The 16,855-nt window shown below is 58.3% G+C and carries 14 protein-coding genes; 8 read left to right on the top strand and 6 right to left on the bottom strand.

Going from position 1 to position 16,855, the window contains the following annotated elements; genetic code table 11:
- Window positions 1-144 precede the first annotated feature (144 nt).
- The 7 genes from QOM10_RS08860 (at window position 145) to QOM10_RS08890 (ending at window position 8,267) form a co-directional block, all read left to right on the top strand.
- Entirely contained in the window at window positions 145-861 is a 717-nt protein-coding gene (locus tag QOM10_RS08860; RefSeq protein ID WP_007919751.1) for an FKBP-type peptidyl-prolyl cis-trans isomerase, read from the top strand.
- 294 nt (window positions 862-1,155) lie between these two features.
- The gene (locus QOM10_RS08865; protein ID WP_316917884.1) at window positions 1,156-1,611 is read left to right on the top strand and encodes a YkvA family protein; all 456 of its coding nucleotides are present in this window, start codon (window positions 1,156-1,158) and stop codon (window positions 1,609-1,611) included.
- Window positions 1,612-1,723: 112 nt separating this feature from the next.
- Window positions 1,724-2,065, top strand: a complete 342-nt coding sequence (locus tag QOM10_RS08870) for a helix-turn-helix transcriptional regulator (protein ID WP_316917885.1) — start codon at window positions 1,724-1,726, stop codon at window positions 2,063-2,065.
- Window positions 2,062-2,433 (top strand): hypothetical protein, encoded by a 372-nt coding sequence (locus tag QOM10_RS08875; RefSeq protein WP_003223109.1) that lies wholly within the window; start codon window positions 2,062-2,064, stop codon window positions 2,431-2,433. The genes QOM10_RS08870 and QOM10_RS08875 overlap by 4 nt, the downstream gene beginning before the upstream one ends.
- Entirely contained in the window at window positions 2,434-2,841 is a 408-nt protein-coding gene (locus QOM10_RS08880) for a sel1 repeat family protein (RefSeq protein ID WP_316917886.1), read from the top strand.
- 240 nt (window positions 2,842-3,081) lie between these two features.
- Window positions 3,082-7,842 carry an RHS repeat-associated core domain-containing protein gene (locus QOM10_RS08885; protein WP_316917887.1) on the top strand — a complete coding sequence of 1,587 codons (4,761 nt, stop codon included), beginning with the start codon at window positions 3,082-3,084 and terminating at the stop codon, window positions 7,840-7,842.
- An 8-nt stretch (window positions 7,843-7,850) separates the two neighbouring features.
- Window positions 7,851-8,267, top strand: coding sequence for a hypothetical protein (locus QOM10_RS08890; protein WP_150776496.1), 417 nt, complete (start codon window positions 7,851-7,853; stop codon window positions 8,265-8,267).
- Between the two features lie 37 nt (window positions 8,268-8,304).
- On the opposite strand, the gene QOM10_RS08895 is transcribed toward QOM10_RS08890, so the two are convergent.
- Window positions 8,305-10,095, bottom strand: a complete 1,791-nt coding sequence (locus tag QOM10_RS08895) for a bifunctional diguanylate cyclase/phosphodiesterase (RefSeq protein WP_316917888.1) — start codon at window positions 10,093-10,095, stop codon at window positions 8,305-8,307.
- 134 nt (window positions 10,096-10,229) lie between these two features.
- A complete protein-coding gene (locus tag QOM10_RS08900; RefSeq protein ID WP_176470064.1) occupies window positions 10,230-12,314 on the bottom strand; it encodes a carboxy terminal-processing peptidase in 2,085 nt (694 codons plus the stop codon).
- 138 nt (window positions 12,315-12,452) lie between these two features.
- Between QOM10_RS08900 and QOM10_RS08905 the strand changes: the two genes are divergently transcribed.
- The gene (locus QOM10_RS08905) at window positions 12,453-13,415 is read left to right on the top strand and encodes a zinc-binding dehydrogenase (protein ID WP_316917889.1); all 963 of its coding nucleotides are present in this window, start codon (window positions 12,453-12,455) and stop codon (window positions 13,413-13,415) included.
- A gap of 141 nt (window positions 13,416-13,556) precedes the next feature.
- Here QOM10_RS08905 and QOM10_RS08910 read toward each other — a convergent pair whose 3' ends face one another.
- Genes QOM10_RS08910 through QOM10_RS08925 form a run of 4 tightly spaced genes read right to left on the bottom strand, consistent with a single transcriptional unit; the run spans window position 13,557 to window position 16,854 of the window.
- Window positions 13,557-14,210 carry an HAD family hydrolase gene (locus tag QOM10_RS08910; RefSeq protein ID WP_007916329.1) on the bottom strand — a complete coding sequence of 218 codons (654 nt, stop codon included), beginning with the start codon at window positions 14,208-14,210 and terminating at the stop codon, window positions 13,557-13,559.
- 34 nt (window positions 14,211-14,244) lie between these two features.
- On the bottom strand, window positions 14,245-15,234 hold the full coding sequence (locus tag QOM10_RS08915; protein ID WP_316917890.1) for an ABC transporter ATP-binding protein: 990 nt from the start codon (window positions 15,232-15,234) through the stop codon (window positions 14,245-14,247).
- On the bottom strand, window positions 15,231-16,031 hold the full coding sequence (locus tag QOM10_RS08920; protein ID WP_007916333.1) for an ABC transporter permease: 801 nt from the start codon (window positions 16,029-16,031) through the stop codon (window positions 15,231-15,233). Before QOM10_RS08920 ends, QOM10_RS08915 begins: the two co-directional genes overlap by 4 nt.
- The gene (locus tag QOM10_RS08925; protein ID WP_410479219.1) at window positions 16,018-16,854 is read right to left on the bottom strand and encodes an ABC transporter permease; all 837 of its coding nucleotides are present in this window, start codon (window positions 16,852-16,854) and stop codon (window positions 16,018-16,020) included. Before QOM10_RS08925 ends, QOM10_RS08920 begins: the two co-directional genes overlap by 14 nt.
- Window position 16,855: the final 1 nt, after the last annotated feature.

Consider the following 16,855-nt stretch of genomic DNA (forward strand, 5'->3'; position numbering starts at 1 on the left):
CATCGCGCCTTTGCCCAAATGCGTTTTAATCCCTGAACTTATCGTCGCTTTACTGCTCTCATGCCGGTAGCCATTGGTCGTGGCGGCCTGATAAGCTCGCGGCTTTACTCGATTGCCCTTTCGGCGCATGAACAAGGAAATAGCATGAAACAGCATCGGTTGGCGGCGGCGGTTGCCCTGGTTAGCCTGGTCCTCGCGGGTTGTGATTCGCAGACCAGCGTAGAGCTGAAAACCCCGGCGCAAAAAGCTTCCTACGGTATCGGCCTGAACATGGGCAAGAGCCTGGCTCAGGAAGGCATGGATGATCTGGACTCCAAAGCGGTAGCCCAGGGCATCGAAGATGCCGTCGGCAAGAAAGAACAGAAGCTGAAAGATGAAGAACTGGTCGAAGCCTTTGCCGCGCTGCAAAAGCGTGCTGAAGAGCGCATGGCCAAGATGAGCGAAGAGTCGGCTGCGGCTGGCAAGAAATTCCTCGAAGAAAACGGCAAGAAGGCTGGTGTGACTACCACCGCTTCCGGCCTGCAGTACGAAGTGGTCAAGAAAGCCGACGGCCCACAGCCTAAGCCGACTGACGTAGTGACCGTTCACTACACCGGCAAGCTGACCAACGGCACCGTATTCGACAGTTCCGTCGAGCGCGGCAGCCCGATCGATCTGCCGGTAAGCGGCGTGATTCCGGGTTGGGTTGAAGGTCTGCAACTGATGCACGTTGGCGAGAAGTACAAACTGTACATCCCTAGCGATCTGGCTTACGGCGCTCAGTCGCCAAGCCCGGCAATCCCGGCCAACTCGGTTCTGGTCTTCGACCTGGAACTGCTGGCCATCAAGGATCCAGCCAAAGAAGCTGCCGCTGCCAAGTAATTGGCAAAGGCTTCAACAACAACGCCTCGCTTATGCGGGGCGTTGTTGCATCTGGAGTCTGGCAAGGGTAAACAGAGCGAACCGATGGCGGTCGCGAGAGTCATAGCCATTGAGGCTGCCCGCGCTAGCCGCCCTGAGCAGCCAAGTCAATGAAATATTGGGGTTTTTTATGTGAGTAAAAAACGCCCGATCTGAGCGCAGCCCTTATGAAACGGGGCTTTCAGCGCTGAAATGCAGCTCTGTTCACAAGGTTATCCACAATTTGTGTGGATAACATTTCAACGGGAGGAATAGATGAAAGCTCCGTGGAATTTCGCTCGATTCCTGCCTCTGGCCGGCCGTTTGTTAGCCCGTGGACGTTTGCCAACCTTATTGTTTGCGGTCGCCAGCAAAGGCGCCGCGCAAGGCAATCGCCTCGGCAAACTCAAAGACGATTTACGTTTACTCCAGGCATTGTGCCTGGCCTATTGGCGCGGTGAGTATCGGGCCATCAGCGGCAAAGCACTGGTTTCGGTGGTGGCGGGTCTGATGTACTTCCTCAGCCCGGTCGATGCGGTTCCGGATTTCATTCCCGTGTTCGGCATGCTTGACGACATCGCTGTCCTCGCCTGGCTGATGAAAACCCTCGACGATGAACTCAATGCCTTCCGCCTCTGGCGCAACCGCCAGCAGCCGGAAAAACTGGCAGTCGTCGAACGCCTGCCGGATACCCCCGAACAATTGCAACTTCAGGGGCCGAAAAAGTCCTGATTATCAACCCCCTCTTACAGATAGATACCCCCCGCGACCTTGGCCGCTGTTAGGATTACACTTCTAGGGAAAAGTGCCGACTCGCTAAGTGTTGTTGTCCTACGGGGTAGTCATGGATATTCAGATAATTGCACGCGATGGCGAACCCGAATACGCGGTTCTGCCGTGGGCTCAGTATCAGGCTCTACTAAAAGCAGCAGGCATCAACGAAGCACCGTCGCGTCCGGCAGCCACGCCGCTCGCGGCCACACCAGACACGATTCTTCCAGGTCTGGATCAACTACGCAGTTTGCGCGAAGGGAAGGGCATCGCCATTGAGGCGTTGGCCCGCACGGTAGGCATCAGCCCGTCATATCTGGCCATGATCGAAAGTGGCGAGCGTCAGCCCGACGCCGCGATTCGCCGCAGCCTGGCCTGGGAATTGACGGTGCCAGGGTGGAGGGATGAATCGTGAGCGTACGCATTAGTCGTCAACATTGGGACGGATTGCTGGGGGAACTGGATCAGGCGCGTCGCCAGCGCCATCTGCTGACTTATCGGGCCTTGCTGGAGCGGTTGCAACTGCCGACACCGGCGATGCAGACCCTGACCGCCGCCCTCGAGCATCTGGCCGCGCTGGATGCGAAGGCCGAACAACCGTTGCGCAGCTCGCTGGTGATCAGTCAGGGCGCGAGCCGCCTGCCACGCACCGGTTTCTTTGAATGTGTCGAACGTCTGGGGCGTTTTTCCGGGCCATCCGATGGTGTAGCAGCGGCCTCTTGGCATGCTTCGGAAGTCGTCCGGGTTTTTGAATACGAGTACCCGGAATCGGCGGAGGCCTGAGTGTTTTTACGACTCAAGGCGCGGGCAAGTTACTGGCTGGCCCTCCGGCTGTTTCACTGGTCATGGTTTGTCCGCCAACCACGCGGCTGGCGTTGGCTTGAGGGTCAGTTTGCGCGCATGGCCAACCTTGGCGATGTCGGTGCGCAAAGCTTTTATGGGCATATCCTGACCTTTCGTGGCGCCGGCCTCGGAGCACGTGAAGAAGGTGTGCGCCTATTGCGGCTGGCGGCACTTGCGGGTGATGGCAAGGCGGCTTATCAGGTCGGCGTGATCAGCCTGGCCGGAACCCCGAGCAAGCCCCCGGATCCTGTTGAAGCCGCACGCTGGTGGGGTATGGCTGCCAAGGCCGGACACCCGTTGGCTGAGCTCAAATTGAAAGAGCTGAGCGCTCGGGATTCAACGCAGTAAATCCAATTTTGTCCGTCCTGATAAACGCGGCGTGAGGTTTTCCTCACGCCGCGTTTGCGTTTTGCGTGACTGTTTATCTATTGCTCATTTATTACAGACAAGTCCTACAGCCATCGCCTACTTGCCTGACTTCTTTCCTGATTGATCCCCCGCACAGTTCCCGCGCCTAATTTTTTTGCGCGAGGGAACGCTCATGTTTGATCCACTTATTCAGTCCACTTCGCACACCCGCGTGCGCTGATGGAAGCCGTCACCCGCATCGAGCAAGCACTCGACAGCTTTCCCGCCACCCTCAGTATTTACCGCGAACAGCTCAGGCATTGGGCCAGTCGAGCGGCGGACAAGGTCAGCCACGCGGCGGATCTGCCGTCGTTGATGGGGATGGAGCGGGTCATCCGCTTCGGTGCCGACAGCACTGTCGTCAGCAGCACCGACAACGAGTTTTTCTCCGGCGTCGTCCAGTGCCCGAAGGGCGGGGTGATGGAGATCGAGAGCAAGTTTGAGTCGGTGTACGACATTGCGCTCGGCAACATTGTGGTCGATGTGATCGCCATGGATGGTGGTGAAACCACGCCCGTGACGCTCGACGCGCAGGGCAAGGGCTCGTTCAGAGGCGTCGCGGGGAAGTTCTACCGGGTGCAGGTGCACAGCGAGGTCACTGAGAGTCAGGTCGAGGCCCTGTTCAAAGCCTATGACGGCCTGACCGCTGAGCTGGACGGCTGGTTACGCAGCGAGTGGCAGGGTTTCAAACCGCAGTGGTCGCAGTCGGTGGCGACGGCAGCGGGCAACGGCATGCTTGCCGGGAGTTGGGCGGCGATCGAGGGGGTGTGGGACAGCATTGGCCTGCTGTCGGACATTCTCAAGGATCCCGGAGCGTTCGCCGAGCGGCTGGGTGAGGGCGCCACGCAGTTGATGGCGCTGGCAGCGACAGCCCCCGACGTCATGGAAAAGCTTCAACTGCTGGTCAGTGACGAAGCTGCATTGTGTTTATTGCTGCGCACGGCCAGCCTTTGGCTGGAGATGCTGTCGCCCAGTGAAATCGCCGGCAAAACCGCGGAAGCGGCGTCGATGATGATGGTGCAGTTGCTCATCGATGTGCTGATCAGTGTCGTTCTGACGTTCGTCAGTGGTGGCGCAGGCATCGCTTATCTGACGTTGCGTCTGGCGGATCGCGCCGTTCAATTGCTGTCGGCGGTGAAGCGTTTGGTGAAGGCGATGTTCGGCATCGTCGAAGGGTTCATCAAATACGTCGATCAATACAAAGCCGTTGCCGCCCGCGGCATCGCCGCCGGGGTGAAAAAGGGCCGGATGCAGTTGCGCTGGGATGCGCAGCGCAACACCTTGTTGAAGAAAGACGAGCCTCACGACGACTCGCCGGATCAGGCGAAAAACCCCAACGGCGACAGCGCCGATTGCGTGCCGCGCACCTGCACCAACGGTTGTCCGGTGTCGATGGTCACTGGCGAGGAACTGCTGACCCTGACTGATGGGGTGCTTGATGGCGTGTTGCCGTTTGAGTTCACGCGGTTGTATCGCTCTAGCGCCGCTGAGATCGATGTCGGGCTGGGGTTTGGCTGGAGCCATTCGCTGGCGCATCGGCTGGAATTTTTCGCTGATGAGGTTGTTTGGGTCGATCACGAAAACCGGCGTACCCGTTTTCCGTTGCCGAGTATTGAACGCCCGGCGATTCACAACAGCCTGTCGCGGGCGGCGATCTTTCTGGGCGATGAGCCGGAGGAACTGATCCTCGCGCTGGCCGGGGACGCGGCGCGGTTTTATCACTTTCGTGCAGGACGGCTGACGGCGATCAGCGATGCCTATGGCAATCGTCTGACGGTGCAGCGCGATCGATCTGACCGGGTGCAGCGACTGGATAACGGCGCCGGGCGTTCGCTGCTGTTGCGGTATGTCCGCGCGCAGTTGCTCGGTGTGGATTATCAGGTGTTTCGCGAAGGTGCCTGGAGTACCGAGCAAGCGCTGGTCAGTTACCGCTACGACGCTTATCGGCACCTGATCGAAGCGACCAACGCCGTCGGTGAAAGCGAGCGTTACGACTACGACGACACGCACGTGATTCTGCAGCGGCAACTGGCCGGCGGCGCGAGTTTTTTCTGGGAGTGGGAGCGGTCGGGGAAAGCCGCGCGTTGCGTGCGTCACTGGGCCTCGTTTTCGCAGATGGACACGCGTTACGTCTGGAATGACGACGGCAGCGTGGCGGTGCATTACGTCGATGGCACTGAAGAAACGTACGTCCACGACGAGCGGGCGCGGCTGGTGCGCAAGGTCGAGGCCGACGGTGGCGAGCAGCTCAAGGCTTATGACGATGCCGGGCGCTTGATCGCCGAGCAGGATGCGTTAGGCGCGGTCACCGAATACCGCTACGACGAGGTCGGACGGCTGATTGCGCTGATTCCGCCGGATGACGCGCCCACGTCCTACGAGTATCGCAACGGTTTCCTGTTTCGCCGTTCGCGCGGTGACGCGGTGTGGATCTACCGGCGCAATGCCGAGGGTGATGTCACCGAAGCGGTCGACCCCGACGGTCAGGTCACCCATTACTACTACGACACCCGGGGTCAGTTGCTGTCGATCCGTTATCCGGACAGCAGCCGCCATCGGCTGGTGTGGAATGCCCTCGGCCAGTTGACCGAGGAAACCCTGCCCGACGGTGGCGTGCGGCGTTTTTCCTACGATGCATTGGGGCGGCGGACCACAACCGCAGACGAACACGCTGCGGTCACCCGTCAGCATTGGGACGCCGTTGGCCGACTGATTCAGACGACATTTCCTGACGGTGCGACCCGCGCCTACAGCTACGGCGCCTACGGTCAGGTCACCGCCGAGCGCGATGAACTCGGGCGCATCACCCGCTACGAATACGACGATGACCTGCACCTTGTCTCGCGGCGGATCAACCCCGACGGCACGCGGGTGCAGTACCGCTACGACCATGCGCAACTGCTGCTCACCGAGATCGAAAACGAGTCCGGGGAAAAGTACCGACTCGACTACACGCCGACTGGGCTGATTCGTCAGGAAAGCGGTTTTGACGGCCGGCGCACGGCGTACGCCTATGACCTCAACGGCCATCTGCTGGAGAAGACCGAGTTCGGCGATGACGGCTCTTGTTTGCTCACTGCGTATGAGCGCGATGCTGCCGGGCGTCTGCTGATCAAGACCCTGCCCGACGGCCTCAAGGTCACCTACCAATACGACCGTCTCGGCCGTTTGATTGGCGTCGACGACGGCCAGCAACACCCGCTGGCCTTCGAGTACGACCGCCAGGACCGCTTGATCACCGAGCATCAGGGCTGGGGCACCCTGCGTTACCGCTACGACGCCTGCGGCCAGCTCAAACGCATGCGCCTGCCGGACAACAGCGTGCTCGACTACCGCCACGCCAAGGGCGGCGCGCTGACCGACATCGACCTCAACGGCACGCCGCTGACCCGTCACGTCTATAAGTCCGGTCGCGAACAACAACGTCAGCAGGGCCTGCTGCTCAGCGAATACTCCTACGACGATCAGGGACGATTACTCGCCCACGCCGTAGGCCATCAGCGCGATGCGTTGTACCGCCGCGATTATGCCTACAACGCCAACGGCAATCTCGCGCACATTGCCGACAGCCGCCACGGCCAGCGCACCTACGGTTACGACGCCCTCGACCGGCTGATCCGCGTACGCCACTCACGCGACGAACTGCCGGAAAGCTTCGCCCACGACCCGGCCGGCAACCTGCTGATGCAGGACCGTCCCGGCCCGAGCCAGATCAAAGGCAACCGCCTGCTCATGCAGGGCGATCGTCATTACGACTACGACGCCTTCGGCAACCTGATCCGCGAGCGTCGTGGTCGCGCGCAGACTCTCGTCACTGAATACCGCTACGACTGCCAGCACCGTCTGATCGGCCTGACCCGTCCGGACGGCCAGACCGCGTCCTACCAATACGACGCCTTCGGCCGGCGCATCCGCAAAACCGTCGGCGACGCCACCACCGAGTTCTTCTGGCAAGGCGACCACCTCGTCGCCGAAAGCAGCGAAAGCGAATACCGCAGCTACGTCTACGAACCCGGCACCTTCCGCCCCCTCGCGCTGCTCGACGGCAAAGGTCCGAAAAAAGCCTGCCCGTTCTACTACCAACTCGACCACCTCGGCACCCCGCAGGAACTCACCGACTACAGCGGCGACATCGTCTGGTCCGCGCAATACGACGCCTACGGCAAAGTCGCCGCCCTGACCTTGGCCGGCGAGGACTACCTGAACCAGCCGCTGCGCTTTCAGGGGCAGTACTTCGACGGCGAAAGCGGCCTGCATTACAACCGGCACCGGTATTACGACCCGAGGCTGGGGCGGTATCTGACACCGGATCCGATCAAGTTGGCTGGTGGGTTGAATCAGTACCAGTACGTGCCGAATCCGACAGGGTGGGTGGATCCGTTGGGATTGAGCTCTAACTGCCCTCCACCCAAAAAAAATAAGAACCAGAAGTGCTCGGTACCAACTCAGGCTAACAAGCCTAATGTAAATCAAGGGTTGCCTGTCGTTCCGGCTGTTGGCAAAGATGGGCCGCAAAATGAAGCTGAAGCTAAGCGTCAGGTATTAGCTTGGAACAGACAATACAGAATGCACTCAGTAGAAAAACATGGGCCAGAGATTGATGATGCAGCTTTAAAGCAGAGGTCAATAGACGGCTCGCATCCAACAAAAAAAGGCGTTAGAGGGATGGTGGGCCCGAGCTCTCAATTCAGTAGTTGGATGATGCAATTTCGAGCGTTGCATTTTGCTTTATCTAGAATGCATAAAAAAAATCCTGAGCCGACAGGATATGATGCTGACCAAAACCCTATTGTTAGGATGAAACTGCCAGGGGCAGGCCGTGGCTACAAGCCCAATACAAGAGATCTAAGCAATCCTCGTTATATAGATAGCTTGGATGGGGCAGAAGTGAAGTTTGACAAGCGAGATGTTACACGACCATTTACTGGCTTTCCAAGATAGGTGAACTTATGTTGATGCTACCATTTACAAGGTTGCCATATGAGCCCCGGCTCTCTAACGTTCTGAGTGGGATATCGATTTATGATCGGGAAGAGACGCTTGGTCAGGCATTGTGGAATTATGATCCAAATAAGTATGCTGATCGACAAGAAATAATTAAAAATTTCATTGTTCCGGAGTTTGATTATTTAACCTATCGTCATAGATATTTGATTCATAATCTCATTGAAAGTCATTTGCAGGATGCTTGTTTTGATTTTTCTGGAGAGTTTGAAAGTAACTATGAAGATCCGAGAGTGCTCGCATGGGACGAAACAAAAATAATAGACGCTCGTGGTTTTTTTGAACATATATACGAAGTCGTAAGTGAGTCATGGAAGGATGATTTACTTCGGGCGAGTCTTGAAGATCAAACACAATGGTGATTTTGATTGATCTAGCTAATTCGCGAAGTTGAAGGAATCAACGTTGGCCGACTAGTTGCGATGGATGGAGGTCTGGAGCAGTGAGACTATCTATCACGTGCACGCTATACCCCGGAACATTCTTCGCATGATGCTTCGCCTGGGAAGCCATTTCCGCAAGCTGACTGGCGTCGAGTTGTGCGCAGGCTTCAGGGTGTAGATGCACCACGCCAATGGAAAGCGACAACAGCGGAAACTCCTGCCGCACCCCTTGGCGATTCGGCGCAATAAAACATCCCGCCTCAAGGTGTTCGGGGCGATAGAAGCGTCGGCATTGGCTCTGAAAGTCATCAAGCAGTTGATTGAGGCGTTTGCGCCAGTCTTCCGGGCCGAGGACGAGCAGGAAGTCGTCGCCGCCAATATGGCCAACGAAGTCGCGGGACGGGTCGACCCGTTCATTCAGGCATTGCGCCAGACACAGCAGAACTTCATCACCCCGTCCGTAGCCGTAGATATCGTTAAAGGGTTTGAAACTGTCGATGTCGACGTAGCAGATGACCGACTCTCGGCCTTGTTGCAGCAGGCGAGTCAGGCACTGCTGGATCGGCACATTGCCGGGCAGCAGAGTCAGTGGGTTAGCGTAGCGAGCCTGTTGGATTTTCAGTTCGGTGATCAGTTTGAGCACGTCGATCACTCTGCCAAGGCCGAGATACCCGCCGTTGAGGGTGATGATGAAGTCCTCTTCGATGCGCTGGCGGGCACGGCTGGTGATCAGGCGGCTGATCTGTTGCAGCGACTGGCTCATTTCCACGGCGAGGAAGTCGTCGTTCATCAGGCGACTGATCGGTTTACGGGCGAACAGGTCGGTGGCGAACGGTTTGAGCAGGGCATCGGACAGGGAATGACGATGGACGATGCCGCAGGGTTGGCCTTGTTCGTCGAGTACCGCCAGTGAATTGAGGTTGGCCTGGCGGCGAAAGGCCTCCAGTACGTTGGCGGTGGGTGTGTCGCGATGCACGGCCGGTTGCTCGTTGAGCAGGGCGCTGAGGTCGCTGCCTTCGTCGTTCAGCGCAACGCTGCTGCTGTCGTGTTTGGGCATCAAGGCGCGGGCATCGCGCGGTGGGTGTTCCTGAGGGCGGCCGAGCAAGTAACCCTGAACCAGATCGACACCCATCTCGGTCAGCACCGCGAGTTCTTCCGGCAACTCGATGCCTTCGGCGATGACTTGCGCCCGAGAGGCTTTGGCGATTTGCAGAATCGAGCCGACGAACTCGCGCTTCAACGCATCCTGATGAATGCCGTCGATGAAGTGTCGATCGATCTTCACGTAGTCCGGACGAAGTTCTGACCACAACCGCAGGCTCGAATAGCCGGCACCGAGATCATCCAGTGCAATCGAAAACCCCATTGCCCGATAGTGATGCAAGGCAGTTTGCAGCAACTGAAAGTCGTCGATCGGCGTTTGTTCAGTCAGTTCGATGACGACCTGGCTGGGCGGAATGCCGAAATCCTGCAGCAACTGCAACGTGCGCCCCGGTTGATGCGCGGCTTCAAGCAAGGATTCCGGCGAGACGTTGAGAAATAGTTTGCCCGGCAGTTGCTGCTCGTTGAAGCGGCGACAAGCGCTCTGGCGGCAGGCGATCTCCAGTTCGCTCAAACGTCCGGCCTGACGTGCCACGGCGAACAGTGCGATGGGCGAGTGAAGAGGGCTGTTGGACGGGCCACGGGTGAGGGCTTCGTAGCCGAGAATGCGGCGTTCCGAGAGAGAGATGATCGGTTGGAACAGGCTGTGTAAACCGCTTTGAGTCAGGATCGAGCTCAAGGCACTCAGCTGTTCGGTCGTGGTCATGGCAATCTCTGGCGATAAAAAAAGGACTGGGAGCGTTCTCGATGAAGAGAGTGGCTCCCAGTCCTTTATTGCACGACAGAATGATGACTGTTTGATGACGATCCGAGGATCGTCAGCATTAAATTGCCATCACCTTACTTCTTGGCCACCTGATTGCTCAGCTTCAGGTAATCCAGCAACACGCGCCCGGTTTCGCTCAGGTAGGCATCGTCTTCTGGTTTGACCTTGTCCGGGTCGGCCGCCGCGAGGGCGTCTTCATCTTCCTTCTTCAGCTCTTTGAGCGGTTCTTCGCCTTTGGCTTTGCGACGGATGTTTTCCATCGTCAGTTGCTTGGCGTCGATGTCGTTGTGCTGGGCACGGCGCTCGGCTTCGTTAAGGCTGACGGTTTTTTCTTCCATCAGTTTCTGCGCCAGGGCCAGCTTGTCGCGGATGAACACGAACTCGGCATCCTTGGCGGTGCGCGTGTCATGCTCGGACTTGAGCTGGGCCAGGAACGGCTTGAACGGATCGGCCGCCGGTTTGATTGCCGCGCGGATGGTGTCCCACGGCATGGCTTCCGGCAGGGCGCTCTCGCCGATTTCCTTGGTGTCGATCAGCGACGGATAGTCGATATCCGGCAGCACGCCTTGATGCTGGGTGCTCTGACCGGACACACGGTAGAACTTGGCCAGCGTCAGCTTCAGTTCGCCATGGTTCAGCGGTTGAATGGTCTGCACGGTGCCTTTACCGAAGGTCTGGCCACCGATGATCAGCGCGCGGTGGTAGTCCTGCATGGCGCCGGCGAAGATCTCCGAAGCCGAAGCGGACAAGCGGTTGACCAGCAACGCCATCGGGCCTTTGTAGAACGCGCCCGGGTTTTCATCTTCGAGTACGTCGACACGGCCATCGGCATTACGTACGAGTACGGTCGGGCCTTTGTCGATGAACAGACTGGTCAGCTCGGTGGCTTCCTGCAGGGAACCGCCTCCATTGTTGCGCAGGTCGATGACCACGCCGTCGACTTTGTCTTTCTGCAGCTCGGTGAGCAGCTTCTTGACGTCGCGGGTAGTGCTCTTGTAATCCGGATCACCGGCACGGAACGCCTTGAAGTCGAGGTAGAAGGCTGGAATCTCGATGACGCCGAGTTTGTAGTCCTTGCCGTCCTGTTTCAGGTTGAGCACGGACTTCTTCACGGCCTGGTCTTCGAGCTTCACCGCTTCCCGGGTGATCGGCACGATCTTGGTGGTCTGGTCGTTCGGCGCATTGCTCGCCGGAATCACTTCCAGACGCACCACGGTGCCTTTCGGACCACGGATCAGTTTGACCACTTCGTCCAGACGCCAGCCAACCACGTCGACCATTTCTTTGTTGCCTTGGGCAACGCCGATGATCTTGTCGGCCGGGGCGACCTGTTTGGTCTTGTCGGCCGGGCCTGCCGGCACCAGACGCACGACTTTCACCTGGTCGTTGTCGCTCTGCAACACGGCACCGATGCCCTCGAGGGACAGGCTCATGTTGATGTCGAAGTTTTCCGCGTTATCCGGCGACAGATAGTTGGTGTGCGGATCGTAAGACATGGCGAAGGTGTTGATGTACGCCTGGAAGATGTCTTCCGGACGGGTCTGGTCCAGGCGCGCCAACTGATTTTTGTAGCGCTTGGTCAGGGTTTCCTGGATCTGCTTCGGCTCTTTGCCGGCGATCTTCATCCGCAGCACTTCGTCCTTGACGCGTTTTCGCCACAGGTCGTCGAGTTCAGCGGTGGATTTGAGCCAAGGGGCGTCCTTGCGATCGATCAGCAAGGTTTCCCTGGTGGTGAAGTCCATCTTGTCGACGCCTTTGTTCAGCTCGGCAAGGGCGAAGTCCAGACGCGACTTGACGCGGTCCAGATAGCGCTTGTAGATGGTGAACCCGGCGTTGAGGTCGCCGCTTTTGAGGAAGTCGTCGAACTGCGTCTTCCACTTGTCGAATTCGGTGATGTCGCTGGCCATGAAGTAGCTGCGCGACGGATCCAGCAGCTTGAGGTAGCTGTCGTAGATGATCACCGAGCGCGCATCGTCGAGCGGCGGCTTGCTGTAGTGGTGACGCTTGAGCAACTCGACGACGTTCAGGCTGGCGATGACTTCATCGCGATCAGGCTGCAATTTGTCCCAGCTGTTGGCTGCGAATGTATTGCCCGACACCGGCAACAAACCGATACCGATGAAAAGAGCGAGGGCGGTGCTGGGGAGCAAATGCTTCATGCTGATTCGACGCGGGGACAATTGATAACGCATATTAGGCCGTCTTTGAAGTCGCCGGTTCTACGAGAGCCGGTCGCATAATGCAAAAAGCCCGGCGCTACAGCTTCGGGCTCAGTCCAGACTCACTATGGAGGCACTGTGAAGGCATTGCAAGGCGTTGACGGTCAAGTGGCATGGGTTGAAGAGCCGAGTCCTACGTGCGATGTAGGACAAGTCCGCATCCGAGTGGCGGCTGCGGGTCTCAATCGCGCCGATTTATTACAGAAAGCAGGGCTCTATCCGCCGCCGCCAGGGGCCAGCCAAGTGCTTGGTCTTGAGTGCTCAGGGGTCATCAGCGAGGTCGGCGCGGGCAGTGCGTGGCAGGTCGGCGATCGGGTTTGCGCCTTGCTGGCCGGGGGCGGCATGGCCGAAGAGGTGGTGGTTGACGGGCGGCACGTGCTGCCGGTTCCCGAAGGCGTCTCGCTGATCGAGGCGGCAGCATTGCCCGAGGTTTATGCAACAGTCTGGCTGAATGTGTTTCAACTTGCGGCGCTCAAACCGGGTGAGAAAGTTCTCTTGCACGCCGGCGCAAGTGGAATCGGTTCAGCCGCCATTCAGTTGTGCAAGGCGTTTGGCAATCCGTGTTGGGTCAGCGTCGGTTCGACCGAACGTTTGGCTTATTGCGAGGCGCTGGGCGCGCAGGGCGGGGTGGTGCGCACCGATGATCTGGAGAGCCTGCGTGATTTCGGGCCGTTCAATGTGATTCTCGATCCGGTGGGTGGCAATTATTCGGCGTTGAATCTCAAGCTGATGGCGCTGGATGGGCGATGGGTGTTGATCGGTTTGATGGGCGGTCGTGAGGCGAAACTGGATCTGGCGCAGGTCTTGGCCAAGCGTGTGCAACTGCTGGGCTCGACGTTGCGCAGTCGTGACGATCAGTTCAAGGCGGATCTGTTGAGTGATCTGGGCCAGCAGGTGTGGCCGTTGTTTGCTGAAGGGCGGTTGCGTCCACAGTTGGCCAACGCGTTTGCGGTGAAGGATGCCGAGGCGGCGTTTGCGGAGTTGGCGAGCAATACTGTTGCTGGAAAACTGGTTTTGGTGATCGACGACAGTCTGAGCTGAGCACGGAAAAGCCCCTCACCCTAACCCTCTCCCAAAGGGAGAGGGGACTGACCGGGTTGTTCTGTCGGGCTACATCGACCTGATGCATCGGGTCGAACTCAGGTTTGGAATATCAGCCTGCCTGTGCAGATTAAATCTTTGTCATTTCCAGAGATGGATTGGCCAGTTGGCCTTTTCGGCGTGTTCCAGCAGCACTGGGTCTGGATTCACCACGTGCGGGAAATCCACTTTCAGCAACAACGGCAGATCATTGCGTGAGTCGGAATAGAAACTCGCACCTTCCAGGTTCTCTTCTTCAGCATCCAGCCATTCCAGCAAACGGGTGATCTTGCCTTCGCGGTAGGTCAGGGTGCCAACGGTATGCCCACTGTAAACGCCATGGGCGACTTCCAGTTCAATCCCCAGAATTTCATCAATGCCCAATCGATCGGCAATCGGTCTGACCAGGTGCGTGCCTGACGCCGAGATCACCAGAATCCGGTCGCCGGCCTTGCGGTGGGCGGCGATGGTTTTGGTCGCGTCGCTGAAGATGATCGGTTCGATGAAGTCTTCAACCCATGGCCCGACCAGGTGTTCGACTTCTTCCGGCGTACGCCCGATCAAGGGCTCCAGGCTGAATTCCATGTAGTCTTCCATGCGCAATTTGCCATGGCTGTAGGCGTCCATCAGTTCGTTGTTCTTGCGCATGAACGACTCGGGATCGACCCAGCCCAGGCGCCCCATCTGCTCGCTCCAGAGGGTGGCGCAGTCGCCGTGGATCAAGGTTTCGTCCAGATCAAAAATTGCCAGGGCCATCAGTGCAGTTCTCTCTTCAACGTCAGCAAAGTCATCAGGCTACCTCACACAGGGCCGTTGGATCGATGGAAAGCGCCAGACGCTGACCGTCGGGATGGAGATCGGCCGCCGAGCGGTTGAGCACATCCACCACCAGTTCCACGCCGCGCGCTTCGATCCGGTAGCGGATGACGTTGCCAAGAAGGCTGTGGCTACGGATCTGCGCGTCGAGTTCACCTTCGAGGCTCAATTCGATGGCTTCCGGGCGAATGGCGATGCGGTGGCTGATCGGGCGCTGCAGCAGCTTCGACGCATCGTCGGCATCGAGCAGGTTGTAGTTGCCGATGAAGCCTGCGGCGAACACATCGACGGGTGCGGTGTACAAGGTTTCGGCATCGCCGCTTTGTACGATTTTTCCCTGATTCATCAGGAAAATGCGATCAGACATGGTCAGCGCTTCTTCCTGATCGTGGGTGACGAAAATCGTCGTCAGGCCGAGTTCGCGCTGAATCTGGCGGATCTGTTCACGCAGGTGTTTACGAATCCGCGCATCGAGCGCCGACAGCGGCTCATCGAGCAGCAGCAAACGCGGACGTGTGACCAGCGAGCGGGCGAGGGCCACGCGCTGACATTGTCCGCCGGACAGTTGATGTGGATAGCGGCTGGCGAAGTCGTTCAGTTCAACAAGTTTCAACACCTCGGAAACGCGTTTATGGCTGTCGTCGGCATTGACCTTCTGCATGCGCAAACCGAAGGCGACGTTTTGCTCGACGGTCATATTGGGGAACAGCGCATAACTCTGAAACACCATGCCAATCCCGCGTTTCTGCGGACTCAACGGCACGATATCGACGCCATCCAGCAGAATCTTGCCGCCATCGACCGGCGTCAGACCGGCAATGCAACGCAGCAGGGTCGACTTGCCGCAGCCGGAGGGGCCGAGCAGGGTGACGAACTCGCCCTTGTTGATCTCGCAGTCAATGTCGCTGAACACGGTGGTGCCGGCGTAACTTTTCTGCAGGTGTTGGACGCTGACATAGCTCATTCGCTTTTGTCCTTGTTCAAGATGTTGGCGATCCAGGTCAGGACCAGCACGAAAAAGAAATACGAAATAACCAGCGCGCTGGTGAAGTGGCCGCTGCTGTTGCGCATGTTGTTCAGATAAACCTGCAAGGTTTCGTAACGCGTGCCGACCAGAATATTGGCGAAGACGAACTCACCGAACAGGAACGAGAACGACAGCAGCAACGCGACCATCAGGCCTTTGCGCAGGTTCGGCAGCACCACCAGAAACGCTGCCTGAAAGGTGCTGGCGCCGAGCAGTTGCGCAGCGTCCATCAGGTCTCGCAGGTTGATCGCTTGCAGGTTGTTGGTGATCGCCCGGTACATGAACGGCAGCGCCACGGTGAAGTAGCAACCGATCAGAATCCACGGCGTGCCGACCATCGCCATCGGCCCGGAACCGTAAAGTTGCAACAGTCCCACCGACGACACCACTGGCGGCACCGCGAAGGGCAGCAGGATGAGGATGTTCATCAGCGCATCGAGTTTCGGAAAGTGGTAATGCACCACGAACAGCAGCGGCAGGATCAGTACCACCGACAGCACCAGCGCGCCGACACACACCAGCAGCGACTGGCCGAAGGCGTGAAGAAAGCGCGGATCGCTCCACAACTGGATGTACCACTTGAAGGTGAAACCGCTGGGCAGGATGGTCGCCGACCAACTGCTGGCGATCGAATAGACCAGCGTGCCCACGAGTGGCAGCAAGAGGATGGCGAACAACAGATAAACCACGACGCGGTGGTAGAGGCCGGCCGGGCCGGATTCAGCGCGAGACATGGTAGCTCCTCTTCAACAGCAGTTGATGCACGACGGTGACGATGGTCATCAGCGCCACCAGCACCACGGCCAAAGCGCTGGCCAGATTCGGATCGAGGGAAATATCGCCGGAGACCATCGCCGCAATGCGGATCGGCAGGACGTTGAAGTTGCCCGTCGTCAACGCGTACACCGTGGCGTAGGCACCGAGGGCGTTGGCCAGCAGGATCACGAATGTACCGAGCAGCGCCGGGGTCAGCACCGGCAAGCCGATATGCCGCCAGAATTGCCAGCCATTGGCGCCAAGCAGTGCGGCGGACTCGCGCCAGTCTTCACGCAAGGCGTCGAAGGCGGGATAGAGCAGCAGCACACCAAGGGGAATCTGGAAGTAGGTGTAGAGGATGATCAGCCCGGTTTTCGAGTACAGGTTGAAATCCTGAATGATCCCCGACTGCTTCAGCATGATCGTGATGCTGCCGTTGAAACCGAGCAGGATGATGAACGCGAAGGCCAAGGGTACGCCGGAAAAATTGCTGGTCATGTTGGCGAAGGCATTCACGAAATTGCGCAGTTTCGAATCGACCCGGCGCAGGGAATACGCACCCAGTACGGCAATGATGATGCCGAACACGCTCGACCAGAAACTGATTTCGAGGCTGTACTGGATCGCCTGCAAATAGAACTTCGAGCTGAAGATCTTGCTGAAGTTGGCCAAGCCCCAGCCGAATTCTTCTGATTGCAGGCTGCTGATCATCACCCAGGTCAGCGGAGCGATTTCGAAGACGATAAAGAACAGCGCGAAGGGCACCACGCACAGGGCTGCCAGCCATTTACCGCGAGTCATT

The sequence above is a fragment of the Pseudomonas sp. P108 genome (assembly GCF_032613195.1).
Taxonomy (GTDB): Bacteria; Pseudomonadota; Gammaproteobacteria; order Pseudomonadales; family Pseudomonadaceae; genus Aquipseudomonas.

Excerpts from the sequence above, each read along its gene's own strand:
- QOM10_RS08860 (WP_007919751.1), top strand. The coding sequence starts at position 145 with ATGAAACAGCATCGGTTGGCGGCGGCGGTTGCCCTGGTTAGCCTGGTC.
- QOM10_RS08865 (WP_316917884.1), top strand. The coding sequence starts at position 1,156 with ATGAAAGCTCCGTGGAATTTCGCTCGATTCCTGCCTCTGGCCGGCCGT.
- QOM10_RS08870 (WP_316917885.1), top strand. The coding sequence starts at position 1,724 with ATGGATATTCAGATAATTGCACGCGATGGCGAACCCGAATACGCGGTT.
- QOM10_RS08885 (WP_316917887.1), top strand. The coding sequence starts at position 3,082 with ATGGAAGCCGTCACCCGCATCGAGCAAGCACTCGACAGCTTTCCCGCC.
- QOM10_RS08890 (WP_150776496.1), top strand. The coding sequence starts at position 7,851 with ATGTTGATGCTACCATTTACAAGGTTGCCATATGAGCCCCGGCTCTCT.
- QOM10_RS08895 (WP_316917888.1), bottom strand. The coding sequence starts at position 10,095 with ATGACCACGACCGAACAGCTGAGTGCCTTGAGCTCGATCCTGACTCAA.
- QOM10_RS08900 (WP_176470064.1), bottom strand. The coding sequence starts at position 12,314 with ATGAAGCATTTGCTCCCCAGCACCGCCCTCGCTCTTTTCATCGGTATC.
- QOM10_RS08910 (WP_007916329.1), bottom strand. The coding sequence starts at position 14,210 with ATGGCCCTGGCAATTTTTGATCTGGACGAAACCTTGATCCACGGCGAC.
- QOM10_RS08915 (WP_316917890.1), bottom strand. The coding sequence starts at position 15,234 with ATGAGCTATGTCAGCGTCCAACACCTGCAGAAAAGTTACGCCGGCACC.
- QOM10_RS08920 (WP_007916333.1), bottom strand. The coding sequence starts at position 16,031 with ATGTCTCGCGCTGAATCCGGCCCGGCCGGCCTCTACCACCGCGTCGTG.
- QOM10_RS08925 (WP_410479219.1), bottom strand. The coding sequence starts at position 16,854 with ATGACTCGCGGTAAATGGCTGGCAGCCCTGTGCGTGGTGCCCTTCGCG.